Origin of the sequence: Vitreimonas sp. (assembly GCF_035627415.1) — a bacterium.
Lineage (GTDB): Bacteria > Pseudomonadota > Alphaproteobacteria > Caulobacterales > Aquidulcibacteraceae > Vitreimonas.
The window spans coordinates 38,708-63,475 of the sequence record NZ_DASPLU010000009.1 but is presented as its reverse complement, the minus strand read 5'-3'; the positions used below and the strand labels follow the sequence as shown (position 1 = coordinate 63,475).

The 24,768-nt window shown below is 65.5% G+C and carries 31 protein-coding genes and 1 pseudogene; 12 read left to right on the top strand and 20 right to left on the bottom strand.

The genetic code is table 11. From position 1 onward, the window contains the following. Window positions 1-13: 13 nt before the first annotated feature. A complete protein-coding gene (phaR, locus tag VEA80_RS05965) occupies window positions 14-661 on the top strand; it encodes a polyhydroxyalkanoate synthesis repressor PhaR (RefSeq protein ID WP_325059785.1) in 648 nt (215 codons plus the stop codon). Window positions 662-667: 6 nt separating this feature from the next. Here phaR and VEA80_RS05960 read toward each other — a convergent pair whose 3' ends face one another. From VEA80_RS05960 to VEA80_RS05950, 3 genes are read right to left on the bottom strand one after another with little or no spacing between them, the layout of a single operon-like run. After that, window positions 668-829, bottom strand: a complete 162-nt coding sequence (locus tag VEA80_RS05960; protein ID WP_325059784.1) for a hypothetical protein — start codon at window positions 827-829, stop codon at window positions 668-670. Between the two features lie 57 nt (window positions 830-886). Beyond that, entirely contained in the window at window positions 887-1,894 is a 1,008-nt protein-coding gene (locus tag VEA80_RS05955; protein ID WP_325059783.1) for a DUF2804 domain-containing protein, read from the bottom strand. Between the two features lie 11 nt (window positions 1,895-1,905). Continuing rightward, window positions 1,906-3,327, bottom strand: a complete 1,422-nt coding sequence (locus tag VEA80_RS05950) for an amidase (protein WP_325059782.1) — start codon at window positions 3,325-3,327, stop codon at window positions 1,906-1,908. A gap of 66 nt (window positions 3,328-3,393) precedes the next feature. Here VEA80_RS05950 and VEA80_RS05945 point away from each other — a divergent pair, with 66 nt between their 5' ends. Further along, window positions 3,394-3,627 carry a hypothetical protein gene (locus tag VEA80_RS05945; protein WP_325059781.1) on the top strand — a complete coding sequence of 78 codons (234 nt, stop codon included), beginning with the start codon at window positions 3,394-3,396 and terminating at the stop codon, window positions 3,625-3,627. A 46-nt stretch (window positions 3,628-3,673) separates the two neighbouring features. On the opposite strand, the gene VEA80_RS05940 is transcribed toward VEA80_RS05945, so the two are convergent. From VEA80_RS05940 to VEA80_RS05930, 3 genes are all read right to left on the bottom strand, one after another. After that, entirely contained in the window at window positions 3,674-4,006 is a 333-nt protein-coding gene (locus VEA80_RS05940) for a helix-turn-helix transcriptional regulator (RefSeq protein ID WP_325059780.1), read from the bottom strand. Window positions 4,007-4,212: 206 nt separating this feature from the next. Then, window positions 4,213-4,650, bottom strand: a complete 438-nt coding sequence (locus VEA80_RS05935; protein ID WP_325059779.1) for a hypothetical protein — start codon at window positions 4,648-4,650, stop codon at window positions 4,213-4,215. Window positions 4,651-4,724: 74 nt separating this feature from the next. Then, complete coding sequence (locus tag VEA80_RS05930; RefSeq protein ID WP_325059778.1) at window positions 4,725-5,456, bottom strand: glycosyltransferase family 2 protein; 732 nt, start codon at window positions 5,454-5,456, stop codon at window positions 4,725-4,727. Between the two features lie 118 nt (window positions 5,457-5,574). Between VEA80_RS05930 and VEA80_RS05925 the strand changes: the two genes are divergently transcribed. Next, a complete protein-coding gene (locus VEA80_RS05925) occupies window positions 5,575-7,332 on the top strand; it encodes a glycosyltransferase family 39 protein (protein WP_325059777.1) in 1,758 nt (585 codons plus the stop codon). Here the strand turns inward: VEA80_RS05925 and VEA80_RS05920 are convergent. The 5 genes from VEA80_RS05920 to VEA80_RS05900 all read right to left on the bottom strand — a co-directional run bounded on the left by VEA80_RS05920 (window position 7,295) and on the right by VEA80_RS05900 (window position 11,536). Then, window positions 7,295-8,176, bottom strand: a complete 882-nt coding sequence (locus VEA80_RS05920) for a glycosyltransferase family 2 protein (RefSeq protein ID WP_325059776.1) — start codon at window positions 8,174-8,176, stop codon at window positions 7,295-7,297. The two genes, VEA80_RS05925 and VEA80_RS05920, sit on opposite strands and share 38 nt — an antisense overlap. 169 nt (window positions 8,177-8,345) lie before the next feature. Then, window positions 8,346-10,280: a threonine--tRNA ligase gene (gene thrS, locus VEA80_RS05915; protein ID WP_325059775.1), complete on the bottom strand. Its 1,935-nt coding sequence runs from the start codon at window positions 10,278-10,280 to the stop codon at window positions 8,346-8,348. Next, complete coding sequence (gene yidD, locus VEA80_RS05910) at window positions 10,277-10,606, bottom strand: membrane protein insertion efficiency factor YidD (protein ID WP_325059774.1); 330 nt, start codon at window positions 10,604-10,606, stop codon at window positions 10,277-10,279. Before yidD ends, thrS begins: the two co-directional genes overlap by 4 nt. 181 nt (window positions 10,607-10,787) lie before the next feature. After that, entirely contained in the window at window positions 10,788-11,084 is a 297-nt protein-coding gene (locus VEA80_RS05905) for a hypothetical protein (protein ID WP_325059773.1), read from the bottom strand. Window positions 11,085-11,140: 56 nt separating this feature from the next. Continuing rightward, complete coding sequence (locus VEA80_RS05900) at window positions 11,141-11,536, bottom strand: MmcQ/YjbR family DNA-binding protein (protein WP_325059772.1); 396 nt, start codon at window positions 11,534-11,536, stop codon at window positions 11,141-11,143. A 105-nt stretch (window positions 11,537-11,641) separates the two neighbouring features. Here VEA80_RS05900 and VEA80_RS05895 point away from each other — a divergent pair, with 105 nt between their 5' ends. After that, window positions 11,642-11,770: a hypothetical protein gene (locus tag VEA80_RS05895; protein ID WP_325059771.1), complete on the top strand. Its 129-nt coding sequence runs from the start codon at window positions 11,642-11,644 to the stop codon at window positions 11,768-11,770. A gap of 56 nt (window positions 11,771-11,826) precedes the next feature. Continuing rightward, the gene (locus VEA80_RS05890; protein WP_325059770.1) at window positions 11,827-12,084 is read left to right on the top strand and encodes a GlsB/YeaQ/YmgE family stress response membrane protein; all 258 of its coding nucleotides are present in this window, start codon (window positions 11,827-11,829) and stop codon (window positions 12,082-12,084) included. 2 nt (window positions 12,085-12,086) lie between these two features. Here VEA80_RS05890 and VEA80_RS05885 read toward each other — a convergent pair whose 3' ends face one another. Beyond that, on the bottom strand, window positions 12,087-12,536 hold the full coding sequence (locus VEA80_RS05885) for an iron-sulfur cluster assembly scaffold protein (RefSeq protein WP_325059769.1): 450 nt from the start codon (window positions 12,534-12,536) through the stop codon (window positions 12,087-12,089). Between the two features lie 57 nt (window positions 12,537-12,593). Between VEA80_RS05885 and VEA80_RS05880 the strand changes: the two genes are divergently transcribed. Next, window positions 12,594-13,070, top strand: a complete 477-nt coding sequence (locus VEA80_RS05880) for an SseB family protein (protein ID WP_325059768.1) — start codon at window positions 12,594-12,596, stop codon at window positions 13,068-13,070. Window positions 13,071-13,073: 3 nt separating this feature from the next. Here the strand turns inward: VEA80_RS05880 and VEA80_RS05875 are convergent, their stop codons facing one another. Next, window positions 13,074-13,529 (bottom strand): hypothetical protein, encoded by a 456-nt coding sequence (locus VEA80_RS05875; RefSeq protein WP_325059767.1) that lies wholly within the window; start codon window positions 13,527-13,529, stop codon window positions 13,074-13,076. A gap of 49 nt (window positions 13,530-13,578) precedes the next feature. After that, on the bottom strand, window positions 13,579-14,235 hold the full coding sequence (locus tag VEA80_RS05870) for a YoaK family protein (RefSeq protein WP_325059766.1): 657 nt from the start codon (window positions 14,233-14,235) through the stop codon (window positions 13,579-13,581). Window positions 14,236-14,293: 58 nt separating this feature from the next. Between VEA80_RS05870 and VEA80_RS05865 the strand changes: the two genes are divergently transcribed. Beyond that, window positions 14,294-14,773 carry a GFA family protein gene (locus VEA80_RS05865; protein WP_325059765.1) on the top strand — a complete coding sequence of 160 codons (480 nt, stop codon included), beginning with the start codon at window positions 14,294-14,296 and terminating at the stop codon, window positions 14,771-14,773. A 108-nt stretch (window positions 14,774-14,881) separates the two neighbouring features. Next, on the top strand, window positions 14,882-16,051 hold the full coding sequence (locus VEA80_RS05860; RefSeq protein ID WP_325059764.1) for an acyltransferase: 1,170 nt from the start codon (window positions 14,882-14,884) through the stop codon (window positions 16,049-16,051). A gap of 19 nt (window positions 16,052-16,070) precedes the next feature. On the opposite strand, the gene VEA80_RS05855 is transcribed toward VEA80_RS05860, so the two are convergent. The 3 genes from VEA80_RS05855 to cysS form a co-directional block, all read right to left on the bottom strand. Next, window positions 16,071-16,421 carry a DUF2200 domain-containing protein gene (locus tag VEA80_RS05855; protein ID WP_325059763.1) on the bottom strand — a complete coding sequence of 117 codons (351 nt, stop codon included), beginning with the start codon at window positions 16,419-16,421 and terminating at the stop codon, window positions 16,071-16,073. An 11-nt stretch (window positions 16,422-16,432) separates the two neighbouring features. After that, complete coding sequence (locus tag VEA80_RS05850) at window positions 16,433-16,993, bottom strand: hypothetical protein (RefSeq protein ID WP_325059762.1); 561 nt, start codon at window positions 16,991-16,993, stop codon at window positions 16,433-16,435. 64 nt (window positions 16,994-17,057) lie between these two features. Further along, window positions 17,058-18,434 (bottom strand): cysteine--tRNA ligase, encoded by a 1,377-nt coding sequence (gene cysS / locus VEA80_RS05845; RefSeq protein ID WP_325059761.1) that lies wholly within the window; start codon window positions 18,432-18,434, stop codon window positions 17,058-17,060. Window positions 18,435-18,611: 177 nt separating this feature from the next. On the opposite strand from cysS, the gene folE reads away from it, so the two are divergent. Both folE and VEA80_RS20415 read left to right on the top strand, forming a co-directional pair. Beyond that, window positions 18,612-19,226, top strand: coding sequence for a GTP cyclohydrolase I FolE (folE, locus tag VEA80_RS05840; protein ID WP_325059760.1), 615 nt, complete (start codon window positions 18,612-18,614; stop codon window positions 19,224-19,226). 4 nt (window positions 19,227-19,230) lie between these two features. Continuing rightward, a pseudogene (locus tag VEA80_RS20415) lies at window positions 19,231-19,648 on the top strand (secondary thiamine-phosphate synthase enzyme YjbQ). Here VEA80_RS20415 and VEA80_RS05825 read toward each other — a convergent pair. Beyond that, window positions 19,645-20,358: a hypothetical protein gene (locus VEA80_RS05825; protein ID WP_325060104.1), complete on the bottom strand. Its 714-nt coding sequence runs from the start codon at window positions 20,356-20,358 to the stop codon at window positions 19,645-19,647. The pseudogene VEA80_RS20415 and the gene VEA80_RS05825 overlap by 4 nt on opposite strands. 67 nt (window positions 20,359-20,425) lie before the next feature. Then, complete coding sequence (locus tag VEA80_RS05820; RefSeq protein ID WP_325059759.1) at window positions 20,426-21,334, bottom strand: DUF817 domain-containing protein; 909 nt, start codon at window positions 21,332-21,334, stop codon at window positions 20,426-20,428. A gap of 125 nt (window positions 21,335-21,459) precedes the next feature. Here VEA80_RS05820 and VEA80_RS05815 point away from each other — a divergent pair, with 125 nt between their 5' ends. Both VEA80_RS05815 and VEA80_RS05810 read left to right on the top strand, forming a co-directional pair. After that, complete coding sequence (locus VEA80_RS05815) at window positions 21,460-22,563, top strand: FAD-dependent oxidoreductase (protein ID WP_325059758.1); 1,104 nt, start codon at window positions 21,460-21,462, stop codon at window positions 22,561-22,563. Window positions 22,564-22,627: 64 nt separating this feature from the next. After that, window positions 22,628-22,798 carry a hypothetical protein gene (locus VEA80_RS05810; protein WP_325059757.1) on the top strand — a complete coding sequence of 57 codons (171 nt, stop codon included), beginning with the start codon at window positions 22,628-22,630 and terminating at the stop codon, window positions 22,796-22,798. Window positions 22,799-22,888: 90 nt separating this feature from the next. On the opposite strand, the gene VEA80_RS05805 is transcribed toward VEA80_RS05810, so the two are convergent. Next, window positions 22,889-24,739 (bottom strand): alkaline phosphatase D family protein, encoded by a 1,851-nt coding sequence (locus VEA80_RS05805; RefSeq protein WP_325059756.1) that lies wholly within the window; start codon window positions 24,737-24,739, stop codon window positions 22,889-22,891. Window positions 24,740-24,768 lie beyond the last annotated feature (29 nt).

Sequence of the window (24,768 nt, the reverse complement as noted above, 5' to 3'; positions counted from 1 at the left end):
AAGGACGAACGACGTGGCGGATGCGAACGGCCAGCAGGCGGGGGAACCTGCAGGCGAAGCGGCGGCTCAGGGCGAGCCGGTCGTCATCAAAAAGTACGCCAACCGGCGGCTCTACAATACGGCGGCGTCGAGCTACGTGACGCTCGACCACCTCTCGGAGATGGTGCGCGAAGGTACGGATTTTATAGTCCTCGACGCCAAGACCGGCGAAGACATCACCCGCTCGGTGCTGACGCAGATCATCTTCGAACAGGAAAGCCGGGGCCAGAACCTCTTGCCCGTCGCGTTCCTGCGCCGCCTGATCCGATTCTATGGCGACCAGATGCAAGGCTTCCTGCCGCCCTATCTGGAAATGAGCATGGAAAGCTTCGCCAAGGGCCAGGAACAGATGCGGGAAAACTTCTCGCGCACCTTCGGCGCGGCGACGCCGCTCGGCGCTTTCGAAGAACAAGCGCAGCGCAACATGGCCATGTTCCAGCAGGCGTTGAAGATGTGGGCGCCGTTCGCAGGCGGCATCCCGGGCGCTATGCCAGGCGCCGTCGCGCCGCAGACCCCGGGTGATGTCGACGACGGCGACAAGGACGAGCAACTCGTTCAATTGCGCAAGCAGATGGAAGCGATGCAGAAGCAGCTCGACGCAATGGCGCGCGGGAAGAGCTGAAGCGCGTCAGAGCGGCGGCAGCGGCGTCGTGAAGATCTCGATACAGATGTGCACGGTGTAGGTGCCCCAGGCCAGTGCGAGGATGATCGAGACGACCGCCGGCAGACCGGATGCAGAGGCTCGGTTCTCGATGTCTTCCGAGGTGGCGGTGTGCGAGGTGTGGGTCATGCCGGCGCAACTCCGTGGCCAATAACGCTGTTCCAAGGACGGCCTTGGGGCGCGCCCTCACCACCGATTGTGAACCCTCTCGGCGAAGCCGATCAAGTTCTCGATGGCTAGGACTGAGCCGTCATCGAGCACGACGCGGCCGGTGAAGCGGCCGAAGACCTGGTGCTGGTCGGACTTGATGAGGCCGATATCGGTGTTGGCGGCGCGGTCGACGATCGGCTTGAAGGCGAGTTCGAACCGACTGTCACTGCTGCTGAAGCGCCACGGGCCGGAATCCGGCGCGCCTTCCGGCATGTGGAACGTGACATCGGCGAGCTTGTGGGCGACGCCGTTGACGAACAGCATGTTCTCGGTCGCGGCGGACGTGTCGCCGAAACCGTAGCCGACGTTGAAGCCGAACAGGCGACCGTCGGCGATGCCGGATGCGGAGGCCCAGTACCATGTGTTGTCGTAGGTCCAAGCCCCGCGCCCCCAATCGAGCACGCCGAACGCGCTGTCGGGCTCGAAGGCGAACGTGTGCGCGCCAATCGTGACGGCGCCTTTCGCGCGCAGGCAGTTGACCTTCTGATTGTAATAGAACGAGCGCGGCGCATTCGGGAACGGCGTTGCGATCACCATGCGGTCCATCGGCGGTTGCGCGAGTACGAGTTTGCCCTTGAGGCCCTGCCCGTTCGCGAAGTTCGGCGCGATGACGCTGATCTCGCGGCCGCCTTCGACGTGGCGATAGGCAATCGAGAGTTTCGGGTGCTCTTGTTCGACATCGCCTGCGTCGGCGCTCTCAGGGAGGTCCATGCCGCCAAGTGGGAATGGCAACAGCGCTTCTTCGCTAACGTAACTGCGCTTCTCGAAATCGAGCCAAGTTGCGCCAAGGAAACCGAGATAATCATTGTCGGCGACGGTGAGCGCGAGGCCGTAGCGATCGGTGAGGACGCAATAATAGTCCCACTCCTTGGTGCGCAACGGCCAAGCCTTTATCGCGTCACGCCGATACGTGCGCACTTCGCGCGTGGCGTATCCGCAGGCATTCAAACGGCCACCCGCGTCGAGCAGATCGCCCGCGTCCATGCGTTGCTGCGTCAACCCCAAACCATGGGCTTGCGATCCTTCCACGGCATTTCCTTTTCGAGTTGGCCGGCGAGGCGGAAGAGCGTCGCTTCGTCCGCGTATTTGGCGGTGAACATCATGGCGATCGGCAAGCCGCCCTGGCTCTGCGCGAGCGGCAGCGAGAGCGAAGGCTGGCCGGTCATGTTGAAGGGCGGTGTGAAACCGAAGGTGGCGGCTTGGCGCTTGTCGAACTCGCGCAGGTCGTCGGTGAGCGTATCGAGGTAGCCGACGCGCGGGGGCGGCATGTTGAGAACAGGCGTGAGATAAACGTCCCAGGTTTCGAAGCGCTGCAGGATCGCGCGATTCAACAGGCGCAGCTGCTGCCAGCCCCACATCGCGTCCTGACCGCTCATCGCCTTGCCGCGCTCGTAGAGACGGCGCGCGAGACCTTCGATCTCTTCACCCGGTTCGCACCCCTTCAGCTCGATCCAGCGGCGCATGGCGGCGGCGAAGTTCGATGCGGAGACGAGCCCTTGCGCCTGATAGAGCAATCTGTAGTCGATCCCGAGCCCCTCCTCGCGCACGTCGTGGCCGAGCTGCGCGAGCGTTTCGGCAGCGCGCTCGAGTGCGGCGCGGACTTCGGCATCGACGGGAGCGCCAGTGGGCGTTTCGCTGGAGAAGGCGATGCGCAGTTTGCCTGGCGCACGGCTGACTTCTTCCAGGTAAGGGCGATCCTGCTTCGGGTGCGCGTACGGGCTGGCGGGCTGCGGATAACCGGTGACGTCGAGCATGGCGGCGCTGTCGCGCACGGTGCGGGTGACGACGTGATCGACGGAAAAGCCGATAGCGCGATCGCTGTCGTGGACACCATTGGGATTGCGGTCGCGTGTGGTCTTCAAGCCAACGAGGCCGCAGCAGGCGGCGGGGATGCGGATGGAGCCAAGCCCGTCGCTCGCGTGCGCGAGCGGGACCATGCCGCTCGCCACCGCGCTCGCGGCGCCGCCGGAGGAGCCGCCGGAGATGTGGTCGGGATTCCACGGATTGCGGCACGGGCCGAACAGCGCCGACGTGGTGACGCCGGGAATGCCGAATTCGGGCGTGTTGGTCTTGCCGACGAGGACGACGCCGGCTTCGCGATAACGCTGCGTGAGGATCGAATCCTCGGCGTCGGCGTCGAGACGCGCGAAACGGCTTGCCGACGTGCGCGGCCAGCCTTTGACCCTGACGCCGAGATCCTTGATCAAAAATGGGACGCCCTTGAACGGCCCGTCCGGCAGTTCGCCGGCGGCCGTGGCGCGCGCCTCGTCATAGGCCTTGTAAACGACGGCGTTGAGTTCGCCGTTGTGGCGTTCGATGCGCGCTATCGCGGCGTCAAGCAGCTCCGCCGGCGTCACGTCGCGCTTGTTCACCAGCTCTGCGAGGCCGAGGCCGTCATAATCGGCGTAGTCCTGCATCGTTTCCTCCGCGGAGGACGATAGCGGTTAATTTCCGTTTGGCACGCCGAATGCAGTGCGAGCGCCATGAGCGCAGTCCGCCTTCGCTTCGACCCGATCGACGCTGAGTTCGTCAACGTCGGCGATCAGCGCCGCAACGACCGCCGCGGCGGCGAGCGACGTGCGGCGCGGGCGAAGCTGGACACGCTGTTCGCGGCGACGCTGGTGAACCATGTGACGGCGGCGGAGCGCGTGTGTGTCAGCGGCTATGATGCGGCGCCGCCGCTGCGCGCTGGCGTCGTGGTGAACGTTCGGGCTTGAACCGCTTCGGAGCGCCGGCTGCGAGCCCGGCGGTGCGCCGTTGCGTTTACGCGCTTTTCTTTCCGGACTCGAACTCGGCGAGCCAGCTGTCGATCGCATCGAGTCGAGCTTCGATACTGGCTATGCGGTCGGCCGAGTCTTCGCTTCGATCGTCCGCCGGACGCGACGCCACGCCGCTCCTCAGCGTCACTTCGACGAGGTCCGCGCCGAGCACGTTGGCGAAGATCGTCAGGTCTTCGGCGGTCGGCGCGCGCTCGTTGGTGAACACGCGGTGGAGCTCGGCCGGTTCGATCCCGAGCGCGACCGCGAGCGCCGTGCGGTCCAGGCGCCGAGCGGCCAGTTTGGCGTCGAACCACTCAGCGTCGAAGAACAGGGACATTCGGTCACCCGCGTTGCGATCGGCGCCGTTCCTGCAGAAGGCGCTGGACCATGGATGCGTTCATAGTTCCCCGATTCGCCCGCTGGCTCGACTTCTCAATCGCGCTGGCTGTGGGGATGTGGTGTTTATGAGGGAGTGGGAAGTAGCGAATTGGGAAGGGAAGGCAGATAGCCCTACTCCCCACTCCCAATTACCTATTCGCCCGTTCAGCCCTGCCCCGCGAACTCGACGTCGCGGCGGGCGGAGATGATGGTGACGACGACGCCGGCGAGGACATCCAAGAGCGCCATGATCATGATGATGAAGAAGACGCTGGTCGCGAACGCCGGGTGAAGCAGGAACTCCACCAGGCAGATGATGAAGACCAGCATCGACAGCGCGTGATTGAAGATCGCCGCGGTGCCGGTGGACGTCGACTTCAGGAGTTCGATGAACAGCAGCAGCAGCGCCATCAGCACCATGACGTCGCCGAAGGTGAGCATCCACGGCACGCCCGAGGCCATCGGCACGTTCAGCCACGGCTGCATCAGGTGCGTGCGGACGTCGATCCCGTCGGCGGCGGAAGCAGTCGCGCCGAAGGCCCAGATATTATAGGTGAGGACCGGGATCAGGATCAGCGGAAAGACGTTGAAAATGGCCCCCATGGAATTCCCCTCGTTTGCGGGCCGGCGAGTTCTGCTCGCAGCGGCCAGACCTGCAGCGCCTAACGGATTTCTGCTCATAGCTCGTCCGTCCCCCCCGGAAGCCGGGCCCGGCTCCTGAGCCACATGACCCCCCAGAGGTCGGTCATGTTCGCGGCCAGTCTGCCGAGATTCGTATATTTCGAGCGTCCTGCGCCCCGCTGTCGATGATTAACCTCCAAAAACTCCACTGCATAGCCTTCGCGCAACATCAGGGCAGCCATGAAGCGGTGCATGTGATCGAAGTACGGGATGCGCAAAAAAGCCTCCCGTTTGAACACCTTGATGCCTGATCCGCTGTCGTCGGCGCCGTCTTTCAGGGCCGCCTTGCGGATATTGTTGGCGATGGTGGAGGCCGTGCGTTTGCTCCAACTATCCTGCCGTTTGACCCGCTTGCCGGCGACCATGCCGAGTTCCGCGGGAGCGTCGGCACGGGTGAGTCGGGCCAGAAGCCGCGGCAGGTCGGCCGGATCGTTCTGGCCGTCGCCGTCGAGCGTGCCGACGATCGGGGCGCGGGCCGCCAGTACGCCGGTATGAACGGCGCGGCTCTGGCCGGCGTTCTTGCGGTGGCCGATGAGCCGGAGCGCCGGCAGTTCGCCCTTCAGCGCCGCCAGTTCCGCGCGGGTGTCGTCCCGGCTGGCGTCATCGACGAAGATCATCTCGTAGGAGCGGCCGTCGAGCACGGCGGCGATCTCGCGCGCCAGCAAGGCCGCGTTGCCGGCCTCGTTGTGCATCGGCACGACGACGCTGAATTCGATCGTTTCCGGCAAGGATTTCGCCTCTCTCCGCCTGGGCGCGCTCTCTTAGCGGTTCGCCCGCGCCGATGCGAGGGCGCAAGTCCTGCAGGGGGACTGCCCTTTGCAGACGAAAAACCGGTATCACCGGCCGATGGCCCAACCAGCCGCCCAGCCCTCACTGTTCGATCAATTCGCCCGCGGCTGGCGCGGCTACCTGCTGGTGGCGCTGATCGCACTCATGTCCAGCCTGTTCGGCGCCGGCCAAGTGCCGGTGATGGACGACGCCGAGTCCCGCTTCGCCCAAGCGACCCGGCAGATGCTGGAAACGGGCGATTACGTCCGTATCCGGGTGCAGGACGAGGAGCGGAATGTGAAGCCGGTGGGCGTCCACTGGCTGCAGGCGGCCTCTGTTACGCTGTTCGAGCCCGTCACCGGCAAACTCAACGCGATCTGGCCATACCGGCTGCCCTCTGCACTCGGCATTGCGCTCGCGGCGATCGCGACGCTTTGGGGCGGCGCAGTCCTTGCGGGCAAACGGGCGGCGCTGTTCGGCGCGGCGCTGCTGGCGGCGGGCGTGCTCGCCGGACTTGAAGGCATGACCGCGAAGACGGACGCCGTGCTGCTCGGCTTCACCACGCTGGCGATGGCGGCGCTGGCGCGGCTGCGCACGCTGCCCGACGAGCGGCGCATCCTGGGCTCAAAAGAATTGTCGATGCTGTTTTGGGCAGCGATCGGCTGCGGCGTGCTGGTGAAGGGGCCGGTGACGCCGCTGGTGGCTGCGCTGACACTCGGCGCGCTGGCGATCTGGGAGCGCCGGGCTCGCTGGATGAAGCCGCTGCTGTTCTGGCCCGGCCCGCTGCTGGCGCTGCTGATCGTGGCGCCGTGGTCAATCGCGATCACGTTCGAAACGCAAGGGCGGTTCTTCGCAGAGATGTTCGGCGGCGATATCGCGCCGAAGCTCATGAGCGGCCAGGAAGGCCAGTTCGCGTTGCCGGGATTTCACACCTTCCTGCTGCCGTTCCTGATCTTCCCGGCAACCTACGCGCTGCCCGCCGCCGGCCGCGTCGCGCTGGAGGCGGTGCGGGCGCCGCGCGCGAGCGACGCGCACGCCTCAATCCGGTTTCTGCTCGCATGGGCGGTCCCCACCATCCTTTTCTTCGAGATCGCGCCGACCAAGCTGCCGCACTACGTGCTGCCGGCTTATCCGCCGATCACCCTGCTCTGCGGCTGCGGCCTCGCGGCGATGCGCGGCTTCCGCTGGCGCACGGCGCATCCCGCCGGCGTCGTGCTCTTTGCGGTGACTGGCGTCGTGCTGGTGACGCTCATTTCGATGAGCGCGACATTCATGCCGGGAGATTTCGCCGCTGACATCCGCCGGGCAATTTCGACAGCCTTGATCGGAATCGGCATCGTTGCGGCAGGTTTCACTGCGCTCATCATGCTGCGCCGCCCGGCGGCGCGGGTCGCGGCCATGGTGCTCTGCGCGCTCGCGCTCTCGTTCAGCCTGCGCGAGCGGCTGTTGCCGGAAGCGCGGACATTGTTCGTCAGCAACGAGGCGGTGGCGGCGCTCACGCGGGCGCGGCTGACGCCGCGCGACGACAGGCCGCTCTGGGTCGTCGGCTACGACGAGACCAGCCTTGTCTTCCTCACCCGCACATCCATCCGGCTGGCGATGCCCGCGCAAGCCGCCGCCGGCGCGAATGCGGGCGATGCGATGATCGTGGAGGGCCGGCAACTGGAGACCGTGTCGGAGGCGCTTGCGGCGCGCGAGCTTTCGTTCACACCGGCGGAGCCGCCGGTGCAAGGCGTCGCGGCGGGCGGCGGTGAGCGCGTGCGCTTGTTCGTCGGCGAAGTGACAGAGCTGGACGCCGTCAGCGAAGCGGCGGACGGCCGACCACGAAATCCTTGAGGGCGAGCAGCAGCGTCAATGCAGGGCGTGCGACAGCAGCGAAGGCGCGTTCGACATGGGTCTTCGCACTCTTGCTCGCAAAAAGCGCCAAGCCCTGCGCCTGCGCGTGGCTGCGCGCGGCGCGTTCGAACTGAACGCCGGCCGCGGCGGGATGGAAGAGAATGCTGCCGCCGGCGTCGACGGCGCGGCGGCAAAGGTCGAGATCGGCGGCGTCCGTGACAAAGGCTTCGTCGAAGCCTTTCAGGTCGGCGAAGTCACTGCGCTGCATCAGCATGAAAGCGCCCGAGACGGCAGCGACCGGCGTCGGGGACACGCCGCGTCTTCGACGGGGACGCTTCGCGCCCGGCAGTTCCATCGCCACGGCGATCGCGCTGAACGCGTTGAGCGCGCCCCGCCGCGCGCCGGCGCGGTCGCGGCCCTCGAGATCGGTGAGTCGCCCGCCCAGGATACATGGCGTGCGCGCGTTGCCGGCGGCCGCAGCGAGCCGCGTCACCGCACCGCGCTGCAGCACGACATCGGGATCGAGGAACAGAAGCCAGCGCCCGCGGGCGTGCTTGGCGCCTTCGTTGGCGGCGGCGGCGGCGCTGGCGCCTGATGCTACTGGAACGAGCTTCACGTCGCGCCGGTCGGCTTGGAACGCGCGCAGCATCGAGGAGATCTCGGCGTCGTTGCCGACCCCGACGATGATCAATTCGTCCGTCAGCGCTTCGGCCAGGGCGCTGCGCAAGCAGAGGTCGATCTTGGCGGCGTCGGCGGCGCGCAACTTCCGGGCGACGACGATGGCGCTCACACGCGGCTCCAGCGTCGTCGCTGCAGATCGCGCGGGGGATGGAAACTTGTCCACGCTGCCTTCCGTCGTCCCAGAATCTATCTGGGGTTGTTTCGACTCTAGGTAGTCTGTCGCGAGGTTGCGGCGGCGTCTAGAGCAGGTTGTGCCGCTCCAGCGCCGGAAACAGGCTTGTTACCGAGGGTTTAGCTTGGAGGGCCGCCGGTTTCTCGCCGGCGGCCCTTGATCAAGCCCGCTTCTGGTCCGGCGCTTTCGCCTCCTCGACGAGCCCGGCGAGCGCTTCGTCCAGGCTCAGCACCGTCTGCGCCTCGCCGCCGAGACGGCGGATGGCGACCGACCGGTTCTCTGCTTCCTTCTTGCCCACGACGGCGATGACGGGCGTCTTCTGCAAGGAGTGCTCGCGGATTTTGTAACCGACCTTTTCGTTGCGCAGATCGATCTCCACGCGCAGGCCCTGCTTGCGCATCGCCGCCGCGACTTCGTTGGCGTAGCCGTCCGCCTCTTGCGTGATGGTGGCGACGACAACTTGCACCGGCGCCAGCCAGAGCGGAAACGCGCCCGCATAGTTCTCGATCACCACGCCAATAAAGCGTTCAAACGATCCGAAGATGGCGCGGTGCAACATCACCGGCTTATGCTTAGCCCCGTCCTCGCCGACATATTCCGCGCCGAGGCGTTCGGGCAGCACGTAATCGTTCTGAATCGTGCCGCACGTCCACATTCTGCCGATCGCGTCCTTCAGCTGAAAGTCGAGCTTCGGCGCGTAGAACGCGCCGTCGCCCGCCGCAATGACGGGTTCGACCCCAGCCTTGCGCGCCGCATCGAGCAATTGCGCTTCCGTCTTGTCCCAGAACTCATCCGAGCCGGCGCGCTTCTCAGGGCGTGTGCCCAGCGTAATGTGATCGCGCGTGAGTCCGAAGTCTTCGTGGATCGAGGACGCCAGCGTGATGAAATCCGCGACTTCGTCGACGATTTGGTCTTCGCGGCAGAAGATATGCGCGTCATCTTGCGTAAACGCGCGCACGCGCATCAAACCGTGCAGCGAGCCTGAGGGCTCGTAGCGGTGGCAGGCCCCCATCTCGGCCATGCGCAGCGGCAAATCACGGTAGGACTTCTGTCCAAATCTAAAAATCTGGACGTGACCGGGGCAGTTCATCGGCTTCAACGCCAACTCTTCACCCTCGATCGTCTCGCAGATGAACATGTTGGCGCGATAATTGTCCCAGTGGCCTGACTTCTCCCAGAATACGCGGTCCAAGACCTGCGGCGTGCGCACTTCGACATAGCCGGCCGCATCGAGCCGGCGCCGCAGATACGCTTCGATCGTGCGCCAGAGCGTCAGGCCCTTTTCGTGCCAGAACGTCATGCCGCGCCCCTCTTCCTGCATGTGGAAGAGGTTCATCTGGCGACCGAGTTTGCGGTGGTCGCGCTTCTCGGCTTCTTCGAGGCGATGGAGGTATTCCTCCAACTGCTTCTCATCGGCCCAGGCCGTGCCGTAGATGCGCTGCAGCTGTTGGTTGTTCTGATCGCCGCGCCAATAGGCGCCCGCGAGCTTCATCAGCTTGAAGGCTTTGCCTAGCTTGCCCGTCGACGGGAGGTGCGGGCCGCGGCAGAGATCGCCCCACTTGTCGCCGTGGGAATAGACCGTGATCGGCTCGCCGGGCTTGATCACTTCGTCGATCGTCTCGGCCTTGTAGATTTCGCCGATCGATTTGAAGTGCGCGATCGCCTTCTCCTTCTCCCAGACCGTGCGAATGATCGGCAAATCGGCGTCGACGATCTCCTTCATGCGCTTTTCGATCTTCTCGAAATCGTCGGTCGAGAACGGCTCGTCTCGAGCGAAATCGTAATAGAACCCGTCCTCCGTCACCGGGCCGAACGTGACCTGCGTGCCGGGAAAGAGCTCTTGCACCGCTTGCGCGAGGACATGCGCCGCGTCGTGACGCAGCACCTCTAAGCCATCTGCGCTGTCGCGCGTGACGAGTTCGAACTTGCCGCCGATTTCAAGAGGCCGCGTCAGATCCCACCAGCCGCCATCGACCTTGGCGGCGACAACTTTCTTGGCGAGCGATTTGGATATGCCTTCGGCGATGGCGAGCGGCGTCACCCCCTCGTCGTAATCACGCACGGCGCCGTCGGGGAATTGGAGAGAGATGCTCATGGTTTGCTCTTAGCGGATTCGAGTTCGTTCGGCGGGGCTCTGTAGCCCCCTTTCCAATCGCCGTAGCGCCAGGGCCGCCACCAGGAATTGGCGCGGACGGTCTCGGGCGCCGGGTCCCAGCCGTGGCCGCCCCAGGGATGACAGCGGCAGAGCCGCGCCCCGGCCATCCAGCTCCCGGCCCAGGCCCCATGCCTGCGGATCGCGTCCGCCGCGTAGCTGGAGCATGTCGGCAAATAGCGGCAGTCGCGCCCGATCAAGGGCGAGAGCGTCCACTTGTAGAGCTGGATAAGGCCCAAAAGGCCCCGGGCTGGAAGGCTCGGCGACATCGGCATGCTGGCGATTGGAGTGATTTAGACCGGGCTCGCAACATCGCCGCTGCGGCGCGCCCGATCTCGCGCCGCCGGCGTCAGTAAGTAGTCGTCGTGGTGGCGGAACGCCGTTGCATGAGCGCTGGATAGCACATTCCGCGCATTTTGCACACCTGGTCGTCCCGGGGGCAAATCGCCGTCAGCTGCGCGCCGTAGGGCTGCAGTTCACCAGCGTGAAGGCGCCATAGCACTGCACCCGCGCGTCCGCGGCAGACGGCATCGAATAACGCGAGGCGACGAAAAAATTCTCGTACTCGCCCTCACCCAGTTGCGCGGCGCTGTTGCCGATGACGCCGCCGACATCGAGGTTCTCGAGATCTTCCTGGGCGGCCGCCTGCAGCGTTTCGCGCGCCTTCGTCTCATATGCCTCCGGCTTGGGGTTGGTGAAGAATGCGGCCAAGCCGAGGACGATGAGCGCGACCAGAATCCGGATCATGTGCTTCTCCAGAATGACGCGCCGACGCTAGCCGCAAACGAGGCGCCCGGACAGCGCTAACTCGATCGCCGCGGCCGGGGCGGCTCGAAGCTGGCGGAGAGTTTCTTGGGCGCCACGGCGCGCCAGGATTCGTCGAGATAGTCGATCAGCTTGGTCATCGGCGGCTTCGACTTGGCGCCGAAATTGAACGTGACCCACCCTGATTTGGCCATGCCGTAGCCGGTCGGTTCGGCGCCCTTCAGCTTCAAAGCCTCCGCGTTGCGGAACGGCAGTTTCATGGAACAGCTGAAGCCGCCGGCCTCGTCCCCGCCCATGAACAAGAACGCCTTCTTGCCCGCGACCTTGAAGGCGGAATGGCCCCACGGAAAATCTTCGACCGTCTCCGGATACCGGAGCGCGGCTTTGCGCAACGCCTTGGCGTCGGCATGCTTCAAAGGTGCGGATGCGCTCATGCGATGCTGCTACCACACGCGCGGCGGTCTGTCCGCTGCCCTCTCATGTGGCGTTCAGCCCGCCGCTACTATATGAGCGCGAGTTGCTGCGGGAGAACTCGGCGCATGTTTGAATCTTGGCAAGAAGTCGTCCGCTTGTTGGCGGCGGGTGGACTCGGCGGTCTCGGCTATTGGGCGATCTCGCATCGCGAAGCCATCCTCACGCTTCTGCGATCCGCCAAAGGCGTTTCGTAGGAACGACTCGCCTCCGTGAGCTGTTTTCCGCGCACCCATAGACGGGAGCACAGCTCATGAATGAAGTCTCGATCCTCGGTGCGATCATAATCGGTATTCTTGCCGGCTGGATCGCCGAACAAGTGATGGGCCGCAAACACGGCCTGTTGACCAATCTCGTTGTCGGTATAGTTGGCGCGTTTCTCGGCGCATTCGTCGCCGGCGCGCTGGGCATCGAATTCGCCGGCTTCTGGGGCAGTCTGCTCGTGTCGGCCGTCGGCGCGATCTTGTTGCTCGCGATCCTCGGCATGTTCCGGCGTAGGCCGACGGTATAATTCTAACCTTGACGCACTTGCTTGGACGCCGCGGCCTCCGCGGCGTCCAACGCGTTACAGGCGGCGTCGAACGCCAGCATCGTCGATGCATGGCGGGGCGGATAGTCCCGCACCCCTTCGAGATGGCGCAGCTCCCAAAATCTTCCTGACGGGGGCGGCGCGCGCTGCTTCAGCATTGCGTGCAGTGCGTCTCGCGCCTGGCGGATTTCCGCAGGCGTTGCGCCGATGGCGTGCATCGCCAGCACGCCCGTAGCCGCCTGCCCCAGCGCGCACGCCTTGGGGTGGACGGCGATTTCGCTGACCACGCCATCTTTCAGCTTCAACTCGACCGTGACCACCGAGCCGCAGACGCGGCTGACCTTGGTGCTGGCGCCGTCCGGCGCATCGAGACGTCCCACGTGCGGGATGTCGGCGGCCAGTTCCATGATGCGGGGGTGGTAGAGATCTTCCATCCGCCCTTATGTGGCCTTCCTTGCGAGGCACGCAACAGCACTCGAGGGGGAGCTCTCATGCTGCGACGCACTTTGCTTTGTCTTGGTCTGGCTCTCGCGGCCGCGCCCGTGGCGGCGCAGACGCCGCCCGCGCAGGGGCGGCTGCAGCCGATCCGTCCGCAGACGGCGCTCGAACAGGCGTTCATCGCCGCATATCGCAGCGAAGCCGCGCGTCCGGCTTTTCGCGAGCAATTCCTCGAAAGCAATGTGCTGCTGGTGATGGAATCCGACGCGCGCGATGCGGAGCCGCGGTTGACCGACGTGCCGGGCGGACGCACCGCGATGATCTTCACCAGCGCCGAGTTGCTGAACCGGCGGCTCGGGCCGGCGACACCGCGCACGGCGATGAACGGACGCGCTGCGTTGATGCGCGTGCGCCAGAACCACGTCGTCATCAATGCCGGCTACGAGCCCATGCTGGTGCTTGATCCGGCGGGCATTGACGGATTTCTCGGCATTCCCGCCAGCCCTGAGGCGGCGGGGCCGTCGCAATAGCGCCTAACCGCGGGCGCCGAGACACATCTTGTCGAAACCGGCGACCAGCGCTTCCCTGCCGCGGTCCAGCACGACGTACCAGTCATAAGCGCAGTCGCGCTCCATGATCTCGATGCGGCAATCCAGGCGCTGCGCGTCGTGGCAGGCGAAGCCGTTGGCTTCGAGATCGGCGCGGATCTGCGCGGCGTCCTGTCCCGCGCTGAAGCGCTCGCGCATCTGTGCTTGGAACGCGGGAGCATAGGCCGCTGGATCCGCGCTGCGCCATTGGCCGAAATCGACGCCGGCTTGGAGGCGCCCTTCCGGCGGCGGCGTTTGGCTCGCGCTGCTCATGGGCGGAGGCGGCGCCGTGCCGCGTTCGACCGGAAACGGCGATGGGCCTGAAGCGACGTCCGGCTCGGAGCCGCCGGCTGCGCACGCCGCAAGCGCGGCGGCGGCGATGACGAAAAGTGCTGTCCGCATATTCTGTCCTATTCCCCGGCGCTGGGCTTAGCGGCGGCCCGCGGCGGCTTCAAGGCGCGTCGCTGCGTGGGGACATGCGCACGACGCGCCCCATGACGACGGCGAGGAGCGCAGCGGCGGCTGCGGCGATCCAGATACTGTCGAGGCCGAGTTGACTGAAGGCGGCCGCGCCGCATGCCGCGCCAAGCGCCAGACCTAGCCAAAGCAGGAAATACGGCAGCCACGCCCATGCCTCGCCGCCACGTAGAGCCGCGGCGAGGCGCTGACCCAGCTTCACGAGCGTGCCCGTCATATAGGTCACGCCGATGCTGACCTCGCCGTCACGGTGAAAAACGGCGTTCTCGGCCCCCATCGCGACCGCGAGCAAAGCGATCGCCAGCGCTTCAGCATCGAGGCTGGCGAGCGCCGCGGCGAGCGCAAGCAGTGCGGCCACGGCGACGAGAACCCGCGGCCCGCCGCGCTCATCGGCGTTCCGGTTGATGAAGGCCCCAAGCACGACGCCAGCGACGAACGCGGCGATCAGGCTTGCCGCCAGAGCGGCCTGCGGCAGCGCCCCAGCCAACCCGACACCAAGTCGCGTTGAATTGCCGCTCATGAACGAAACGAAGAAACCGCCGAGCTGGACGAAGGCGATAGCGTCCACGAAGCCGGCGACGGCGGACATGCCGGCGGCGAGCAACCAATAGCGGCGCTGATAGCGAATCATGACGTCCACTGTCGGGTCGAGATGCTAATCTGGCGTCACCGGATGGCGGAGCGGCTGCATGCGCAAGACTGAGACGACTGAAGAAGCGCGCAACAAGGCGCCCGCGCGGGCGGAGGCGCGCTGCGCGTGCGGCGACGTTGTGGTGGAGATCGCCGTGCCGGCGCAGTGGGCCTGGCACGATCATTCCGCGCCAGCGCGGCGCGCGCATGGCGCGGCGTATGCGACCTATGTCGGATCGTGGAAGAGCCGGTTTCGGATTGTGCGAGGCGAGGATTGTCTGACGCGCTATGAAGCGGACGGCGCGACGCGGAGTTTCTGCACGCGCTGCGGCACGCCGATGTTGTACGAGCGCTCAGCTCAGCATGTGAACATCCCTCGCGCCCTCTTCACCAGCGGCGTCGGCCGCGAGCCGCGCTATCACATCGCCATCGATCAGCTGCAGGAATGGACGTATCTCGGCGAAGAGCTCGGGCCACTGAAAGGCTTTCCTGGCGTGGTGTGGACAGGGGCGCGCAAACGCAGACGTGCTGGTCTTTAGCCGCCGGCGCGGCGCCTCTGACGTTCACGTCGGAAATCGCGGCCAAGTTGGAGAAATGTGATGCGGGAACCGGACTTTTGCTGACACTATGACCACGGCACGGGTCGCATGAACGTTCAGCCGAGCAGATTTTGGGAGATCGAAGGTCTGCGCGCATGGCTGGCCTGGACGGTGGTCGTCAGCCACCTCTTCATTACACTGAACGTTCAGGATTTCGGCCTCGGCTATTTCGCGCCGCTTGCCGGCGCGCACGCTGTTTCCATCTTCATCATGATCAGCGGCTTCGTCATCGCGGGCTTGGTGATCGAGCAGCAAGAGAGCTGGCCGCGCTACATCTTGCGCCGCGCCTTCCGCATCTATCCCGCTTACCTGGTCGCACTTGCCGTGGGCGCTGCAGCGACGCCGCTCGCGCTGCAAGGGTTGGTCGCCACGAGCTGGGGCGGTGATCCGAACAGCTACTACGTCAGTTCACTCCGCGAGGGTCTGGCGAGCACTGAGGCGCATCCTTGGACGCATTGGGCGCTGCACCTGACGCTGTTGCAAGGCGTAATGCCCGACAATGTCTTGCCGTGGTCGTCGGTGGCGTTCGTGGGGCCCGCCTGGAGCCTCAGCCTCGAATGGCAATTCTATCTGATCGCGCCGGCCCTGATGTGGGCTCTGCGTTCGCCCAGCTGGCGCGCGCCCGTCGTGATCGTCGCGTTCGCATGCGCGGTCCTGTTTGAGCGCGGCGTGTTCGGGACCTACTCCGCGCCCTCCACTCTGCTCGGCGGCCTTTGGCTGTTCGTGATCGGCATGGGCTGCCGTCTGGCGTTGCCTGCGCTGAAAACAACAGCGCTGCCGCTTTCGGCCTTGGCGCTCGGCGCATTCGGCTTCGGCTTGCTTCGACCAGACTTGTTCCCGGTGGCGGTTTGGCTTGCTTTTTTCGTGTTGTTGATGCGTCCGGCGCCGACGGGCATCATCGATCGCGGCGTCGCCGCGGCGGCGAAGGTGTTGTTTGCCTCGCCATTGGCGGCCGCGCTGGGCGCACGCTCCTATTCCGTCTACATCATCCATATTCCGATCATGAAGCTGCTGCTGTACGCGTTGCCGCTGCAGGCGATGACGCAATGGCAGGCGCTCGGCTGCCTCGCCGCGACAGCGCTGCCGCTCACGTTGCTTGCCTCAGAGCTGCTGTTCCGCTTCGTGGAGCGGCCGATGATCCGGCTCGGACAGCGGCTGGCCTCTACGCGGCGAACGGCTGTCGCAACGCCGAGCGCGTCTCAGCGCGCCACGCCCTGATCGACAACGATCAGAATGTTCATTTGCGCAGAATCTTCTCCATCGGCCGGCCCTTGGCGAGTTCGTCGATCAGTTTGTCGAGATATCGGACCTCGCGCATCAACGGGTCTTCGATCTCTTCGATGCGAACGCCGCAGATGACGCCAGTAATCGCGCTGCGCGCGGGATTGAGCTTAGGCGCTTTGGCGACGAAATCCTCGAGATTGGTTTTCTTCTCGATCTGGGTCTCAAGTCCTTTCTGCGTGTAACCCGTCAGCCAGCGGACAATTTGGTCCACCTCGGCCTTCGTGCGGCCCTTCTTCTCCGCCTTGGCGATGTAGTGCGGATAAACGCTCGCGAAGCTGATGGAATAGATGCGGTGCTTCGCCATGGCGTCACCCTCTATTGCCCAGGCAGGCGCGGCCGCGGGGGAATCACGGGCGGACGGCGCGGATCGATGCGCAATAGCGGCAGGATGCGGATCGGGTTGCAGGCGAGATTGTTGCGCTTGTTGGACTCGGTGACGCGATTGCCCTGATCGACCCCAGCACAGAGGAAATAGTCGCCGGGCGGAATCTCCGCCGGCAGCGTCATCGGCCCGATTTCGTAGCTTGGCGCGCCATAGCGCACGGTGACGCCCGGTCCCATGCTGTACGTGCGCGAAACGCGCCCGCCGCGCAGCAGCACGTCCTCGCGCCAGGCCGCGTTGTAAACAGCCCAGCTCGCTGGCCCGACGCGATCGGTCGAAAGGAAGATGTCGACCATGTAGCTCGCATTGGGCGGCGCTTCGATCGTGCCCGGACAATTGGTGTCGCCGAGGTTCTCGACCGCGAGCGTGATCATGATGTCCTGCCCCGCGCGCGCCTCGGCCCGCGCGCCGATCGTGGGCGACAGGTCGCACGCCGCGAAGGCTGCGGAGTTCATGGCAAGAAACGAAACGATGGCGATGGCGAACAAGCGCATGTGGCGTTCCCTCCGGTCCCTCACGAGCCATCGTGAACGAGGACGTTACGAAGGCAAGCGCAAACTAGCCCTTCCGCCGCCAGGTGCTGCCTGTTGCGCTGTCCATGACTTCGACACCGCGCCCGGCCAATTCATCGCGGATACGATCGGATTCGGCGTAGTTCTTCTCCGCGCGCGCTTTCACGCGTTCGGCGACGAGCGCGTCGATTTCGGCGGCCTGGTCGCCGAAGCTGGCGCGGAACCAGCGTTCGGGATCGTCCTGCAGCACGCCGAGCAAGTTCGTCGCCGCGAGCAGTTCGGCTTTCGCCTTCGCCTGTTCGGCAGGCTTCCTGGCGTTGTTGGCGTTAGTGACCAGCACCGAAAGCTCGGCAATCGCGGCGGGCGTGTTGAGATCGTCCGCAAGCGCTTGGACGAACGCCGCCGGCGCATCGGCGGCAGCGGGCTCGACATCCTTCAATCGCAGCGCCGCGCCATAGATGCGGTCGAGGCTTTTCTGCGCCTGGTCCAGCAGATCGTCATTCCAATCGAGCGGCGCCTTGTAGTGCGCGGAGAGCAGTGCGTACCGGATGGTTTCGCCCTGCCACCCCTCATCCAGCAATTCGTGCGGCGTGACGATGTTGCCGATGGATTTGGACATCTTCTCCTTATCCATCGTCAGGAAGCCGTTGTGCATCCACACACGCGCAAGCGGATGACCGTGCGCCGACTCGCTTTGCGCGATCTCGTTCTCGTGGTGCGGGAAGATGAGATCGACGCCGCCAGCGTGAATATCGATGGGCGAACCGAGCTCTTCCTCGATCATGGCCGAGCATTCGATGTGCCAGCCGGGGCGGCCGGCGCCGAACGGCGCGCTCCATGACGGCTCGCCGGGCTTGGAGGCTTTCCACAGCGCGAAGTCCGAAGGATGGCGCTTGTCGTCCTCGCCTTCCACGCGGGCGCCGGCTTTGAGCTCATCCTGGCTGCGGCCGGAGAGCTTGCCGTAGTCTTCATCGGCCGCGACCGAGAAATAGACTCCGCTCGGCACGACGTAGGCCGCGCCCTTGGCGATCAGCTTCTCGATCACCGCGACCATCGCCGGCACATTCTCGGTCGCGCGCGGGCGCCGCGTCGGCACGAGCACGTTGAGTGCGGCGATATCGGCGTCGTACTGGCGCTCGACATCGCGGGTGATCTCGTCGATCGGCACGCCGCGCTGGATCGAGGCGGCGATGATCTTGTCGTCGATGTCGGTGTAGTTGCGCGCGTAGATGACGGCGTTCTCGCCATAGACATGGCGGAGCAGCCGAAACAGCACGTCGAAGACGACCGGCGGGCGGGCGTTGCCGACATGCGCGAAATTGTAGACCGTGGGGCCGCAGACATACATCGTCACCCGGCTCGGATCAGAGGGGGCGAACGGCTCTTTTCGTCGCGTCAACGTGTTGTGAAGGGTAATTTCCATCGGGGTGGGTTCTAGCGGCAGCCTGTGCTACACTCCATATCCGAGTGGGGCCAATTTGGGGTCCCGTCGCCTGAGGTGAATTTCGGGCGGGCGTTAAGTCCGGGTGCTCCCAGAAGCCGATCTGGCGAGACCCTCCCGGCTCGACCTCCGTCCCTCAGACAGAGGACCCGGTACTCTATGAGTGAGATTCTGAAATTGCGCTCGCCTGGTGAGGCGGAGCAGAAGCGGCCTTCGCGCGAAGCGGCCATGGAGGCGGTCCGCACCCTGATCGCCTGGGCCGGCGACGATCCGGACCGCGAAGGACTGAAGGATACCCCGAAGCGCGTGGTGGACGCTTACCGCGAATGGTTCAGCGGCTACGATGAGTGCCCGGCGCAAGAGCTCTCGCGCGTGTTCGAGGACGTGAACGGCTATGACGACATCGTCATGCTTAAGAAGATCGATGTGGAGAGCCATTGCGAGCACCATATCGCGCCGTTCCTCGGCAAAGCGTACGTGGCGTATCTGCCGACGGAATCGGTGGTCGGCATCTCCAAGATCGCGCGCGTGGTCGAGATTTTCGCCAAGCGCCTGCAGACGCAGGAGACGATGACCTCGCAAATCGCCCAGGCGATCGAAGAGACGCTGAAGCCTCGCGGCGTCGCCGTGCTGATCGACGCCGAGCACCAATGCATGTCCACGCGCGGCGTTCACCACAAGGACGTGACCACGGTGACCACGCAGTTCACCGGCGCGTTCAAGGACGACGCCGAGCTGCGGAACAGGTTTCTGAAGCTGGCGGGCTACGGCTGAGGTCATGCGCCAAGCCTTTCACCGCGTCAGCGTATCGACGCGCGGCAAAGGGCTTTACGACTTCACGCCCGAGGTTCGGGCCTGGATCAAACGGGAGCAGTTCGGTGACGGGCTGCTCTCTTTGTTTTGCCGGCACACCTCTGCGTCGCTGCTGATCAACGAGAACGCCGATCCGGACGTGCGGACGGACCTGGCCGCCTACTTCGAGCGCATCGCGCCGGAGGATGGTCCGTACGTGCACGACGCCGAAGGGCCGGACGACATGCCGGCGCATATCCGCGCGGCGTCTGACACAGACGCATCTCTCTATTCCGCTGCAGAACGGCGCACTTCTGCTAGGGGCGTGGCAGGGCGTTTATCTGTTCGAACACCGCCGCGCGCCGCACACGCGGGAAGTGGTGGCGCACTTCATCGGCGACTAACGCACCGGCACAACCCGCAGCGTGTAGTTGATGAACAGCGTGAGATCGAGATCACCGCTGCGGCGGAAGGCGACGGGGCTTTCGAGACCGGCGATTTCCGGGCGGAAACCCTCGCCCATCGACGCTGCGACGCTGCGGCCGTCGGCGACGATCGCCTGCATCAGCGGCGCGCGATATTGCGGCAGATCGATCACCGTGAGCTGGAGCTCGTCTTCGTCGAAGTCGACGCTGGCGCGGCCGTTTTCGGCGATGGACTCGACGAACTGATTGAAACGTCCGCGCGCGGCGTCGAGCGTGTCTGACGACCCGCGTGTCGCGGTGCGCAACTGCACCACGACTTGGCTAGAATCGGCGCGGCCGCCATAGGTCAGCAACCGCATCGCCAAGTCGACCGTGAATGGCCGCAGCACATCGTCCTGCTGCAGGGAGATGGTGACGTCGCTGGCGCGGGCGCGACGGGCCATATCTTCGAGCGTGGCGCGGATTTCGCGTGAGCGCAGCTGCAAATCGCGGGAGTCCGACCAGATCGTGGCGCTGGCCAGAACCGCATCGGCGCGGCGCGTCATCGTCACCGCGGGCAGAACGAGGCTCTCGTAGCGCTCCAGGCGCGCTCCGGTGACGATAATCTCCTCCGCTTCATCTTGGGCGAAAGCGCCGCCAATGGATGCGACGGTCAACGCCGCCGCGATGAGCAAACCTCGCATGAACATGTCACCCTCCCTCGAAGAGAGAGGCTGCTTGATGATGTCGCGCGCTGCAATCTGCCGGGCGCGCGTCTCACTCCGACGTGATTGGTTGAGGCCTTGTCTCTCGCATTTGTGAAGGTTCGCGCGCCAGGGATCGCGTCCGCTCCGGCTTATGCACCAAAGTCACCAGCACGAAGCTCAGCAACATGAGCAGATACCAGGCGCCCATCTTGTCGATCGGCACGACGTGCCAGCCGTCGCGCTGGCTGGGATAGACCCAAGCCGCCGCGAAGGTGCCGAGATTTTCCGCGAACCAGATGAACAGCGACACGAGCAGCGCCCCGATCAGCATCGGCATACGGCGCGGCTTCTGGTCCGGCATGAACACGAACCAGGTGCGCCAGAAGATCAACGCCGAGAAGGCGAACAGCGCGTTGCGGATGTCGAAGACATAGTGGTGGGTGAAGAAGTTGACGTAGGCGAGGATGGCGAGCGTCCAGGTGGTCCAGAGCGGCGGATAGCTGACGAAGCGGACCTCGAACAGCCGCGTGATGCGGGCGATGTAGGAGCCGACGCAGGCGTACATGAAGCCGGAAAAGAGCGGAACGCCGCCGATGCGCAGCACGCTCTCTTCCGGATAGATCCAGGAGCCCTGCGCTGTCTTGAAGATTTCCATGATCGTGCCGACGACGTGGAAGATCAGGATGACGGCCGCCTCGTCCCAGCGCTCGAGCTTGGTGGCGAGCAGCGCCGCTTGGATCGCAACTGAAGCGATGACAAGGAAGTCGTAGCGCGCCAGCGGCGCATCGTCCGGCCAAAACAGATGCGTGCCGAGCAGCAGCGCCAGCATCAGGGCGCCGAACAGACAGGCCCAGGCCTGCTTGAGGCCGAACAGCAGGAACTCGTAGGCCCATCCGTTCCATTTGGATCGTTCCGCCCACGGCCTCGCCCAGCCGTCGAAGGCGGCGACCTGCGCCTTGATCCGGTCTTTCAGACTCATGCGGCGACGCTAGCGGAAGCGATCCGCGCCCACAGCCGGCCTTCGGCAGATTCCCGCAACACTGCGGAGGGACTGCACGCAAACTGCACATTGGCGCTCGGGCCGGGCGCCTGTAAGTCTAGGTCATGAAGGTCGCCGTCGTCGGACTTGGCATCGCGGGCCTTAGCATCGCGGCGCGCTTGGCGCTGGCCGGCCATGACGTGACCGGCTTCGAGCAGTTCGAGCCTATGCACGAGAACGGCTCCTCGCACGGCGACACGCGGATCATGCGGGCGACGCCGGGCGAAGGCGAAGTCTATGTTCGGCTAGCGCGTCGCGCGGTCGACGCCTGGCGCACCTGGGAGGGCTTGGCCGGGCGGCCGCTGATCGAGTGGACCGGCGGGCTGATGGCGGGGCCGCGCGGCTCCCCGTTCGTGGCGGCGTGCCAGCGCCTCAGCCGCGAGCCGGCGGCGCTGCTCCGGGGCGACGCCATCCATCCGCTGACGCGCGGCTATCTGGCGATGCCATACGAGTGGGATGTGTTTCGCCAGGAAGACGCCGGCGTGATCGCCGCCGATGCGACGCGCGCGTTCCTGTTGCGGCAGGCGGCGAAATGGGGCGCGCGGCTCGCGCACGGCAAGCGCATTGCGGCGCCGATCGAGAGCACGTCGTTCCGCATCGATGGCGAGACCTTCGCGTTCGACGCAGCGATCGTAGCGGCCGGCGGCTGGGCCGGAAAGCTGCTGCCGGAGTTTGCAGGGCGGCTCGCGGTGAAGCGGCGTGTGGTCGGATGGTTCGAGACGGAGACGCCGCGCCTGTTGCCGGTAATCTGCATCGACAACGAGGAAGGCGTGTTCGGCATGCCGGCGCCGCGCGGCTATTACAAGCTGGGCCTCCACGCCGTCGGCGGCGAGACCGATCCAGATCACGTGCATGAGCCCGACGAGCGCGACGCGGCGCTCCTTTCCGAACAAGCGGCGCTGCTGCTGCCGAAGCACCGAGCGGAACCAGTGCGGCTGCAGCGCTGCCTCTACACAGTGACGCCGGACGAGAATTTCCTGATCGCGCCGAGCGCCGCGCACGAGCGCGTGCTGTTATTCTCCGCCTGCTCGGGGCACGGCTTCAAATACGCCCCGGTGTTCGGCGAACTGGCGGAAGAATGGCTGAACGGCGCGCCCTCGGCGGAGCTGGAAGCGCTCGGCCCGCATCGGCGCGGGAACGTTAACCGGTTGGGCGCGGCCAAGGCGTAGGCGCCATATTCGAGTCACGCGCGAGTCACGAAGCAGTCGCCGACTCACCGGCATAAAAACCGGCATGAACGCCGAGCAATTCCTCTCCCTCGCCGAGACGCTGCGCTCCTACGCGCAGCATTCCGGACGCGATCTCAACGCCGCCAACCTGTTCGTGCACGAGATGCTGATGCGGGCCGTAAGGTGCGATCCGGTGGATGAGCCGAAGCGGCGTGAAGCGCTGCAAGCGGCCTGAGCGCCGCGCGTCCGTCATCCCGGGCTCTCGAAGCGAGACCCGTGACCACGAACAAGCGCCTCACAGGCCGCGGGGTCCCACTATACGGAATCACTCCACAGCGGTGATCGGCCCGACGCCGGCCCCTGCGTCCGGCGCTACTGTGAACGCAGCCGCGCGCGTCGTTTCGTACTCCTTCGACAGGATTGTCGACACGGCGAAGAACTCCGCGGTCGCCTGCTCTTTCGTCAGCGTCAGCAGAAGAAAGCCGCGGCGGAGACCGTCAGTGTGCTTCACGTGCGGATTGCGCGCTCGGACGGCGGCGTTGAAATCGACGCCCGCCGGCGTGAAATACTCCGCTTCGCTCGGCGAGGTGATCGAGGTGGCGCCGAACTCGACGGCGACGCGGCCCTGCCCATCGTCGATTTCGTTCGCCCACGCCGTGTGCGTGTCGCCGGTGAGCACGAGCGCGTTGCCGCCCGCGGCGCGCATCGTGGCGAGCACGCGCGAACGTGGGCCGGGGTAGCCGTCCCAAGAATCGGTATTAAGCGGAAACGGAAAGCGCGTCAGCTTCAGTAGCTGAGTGACGCCGGGGCGCAGGCGTTCGAGCGCGGCCGCCAGCTGCGGCGGCGTCTTGGAGAGGTCTGGCGCGCTGACCGGCGCCATCAGCACCTGGTTTCCAATCACCTGCCACGTCGCGCCGGCGCGCTTGGAGCGATTGAGCTCGTCCGCCAGCCACTGCTCCTGCGCCGTGCCCATGAGCTGACGCTCGGGCGCGTTCAAAAGCGCGGTGATCGCATCAACGTCGGGGGCGAGATAAAAACCGTTCGGCAGGTTGGGCAGGTTCTGCGCCATCGGCCCCGCCCGGCGCCAGTCGAGCACGGGCCGCAATTCTTCGCCGACTTCCTCGTAGATCGCCGGCAAGCGCCGCATCGTCGCCGTGTCCGGCTCGTGATCCCGCAGCGCGACGGCTGCGGTCTCACTGGTGAAATTCCAGCGCTGCATGCGCACCGGCAATTGCGTCGCGTAGTCCAGCGGCTCAGTACGCGCGAGCAAGCGCGTCTCCAGCATGATCAACGTGAAGAGATCGCCGTAGTCGAACGAGCGGTTGATCGCCTCGAAGGCGCGGCCAGGCTCGGGATCGCGGATCGGCATCCATTCGTAATAGGCCTGCAGCGCCGCCTGCTTGCGCGCGGCGAACTGGCCCTCGCCTTCGTCATGGTTCTCGGCGCCGGTGGCGAAGCTGTCGTTCGCCGTCTCATGGTCGTCCCAGACGACGACCCAAGGCGCCAGCGCGTGCGCCGCCTGCAGCTCGGCTTCGGCTTTGTGCTGGGCGTGACGTGCGCGATAGTCGTTCAAACTGACGCATTCCACCTCCGGCGCCGGCACACGGCCGAGTTGGATGGCGACATCCCCGCCATAGCCGGAGAGGCCGTATTCGTAGAGGTAGTCGCCGAGGTGGACGACGAGATCGATGTCGTCGCGCTGGGCCAGGGCTTCGTAAGCGTTGAAGAAGCCGTGCGAATAAGAGGAGCATGAGACAACGGCGATGCGCGCGGTATTGGTTTGCCCGCGCGGCAACGTGCGTGTCTTGCCGACGGGGCTTGCGGCCGCTCCGGCGCGGAAGCCGTAAAAGTACGGCGCGCCGGGGCGAAGGCCAGTGACGTCGGCCTTGACGGTGTAGTCGCGCGCCTCGGTGGCGACGATCACGCCGGTTTTCACGACATCGGAGAGCTCGCGGTTGCGCGCCACGATCCAGCGCACCGGCACGTCGCCGCTCTGCTGCGGACTGACGCGCGACCAGATGACGACGCGATCCTGCTTGGGATCGCCGGAGGCGACGCCGTGGCTGAAGGCGACAATGCCCTCGTAAGGCGGCGTTTCGACGTTTGGCGCACATGCCGCCGCCGCGCCCGTAGCCGCAACCAGCGCGCCGCGGCGCGTCCATCCCCGTTTGGTCATGGTGATCCCTCCACTAGGGTATTTAGAGC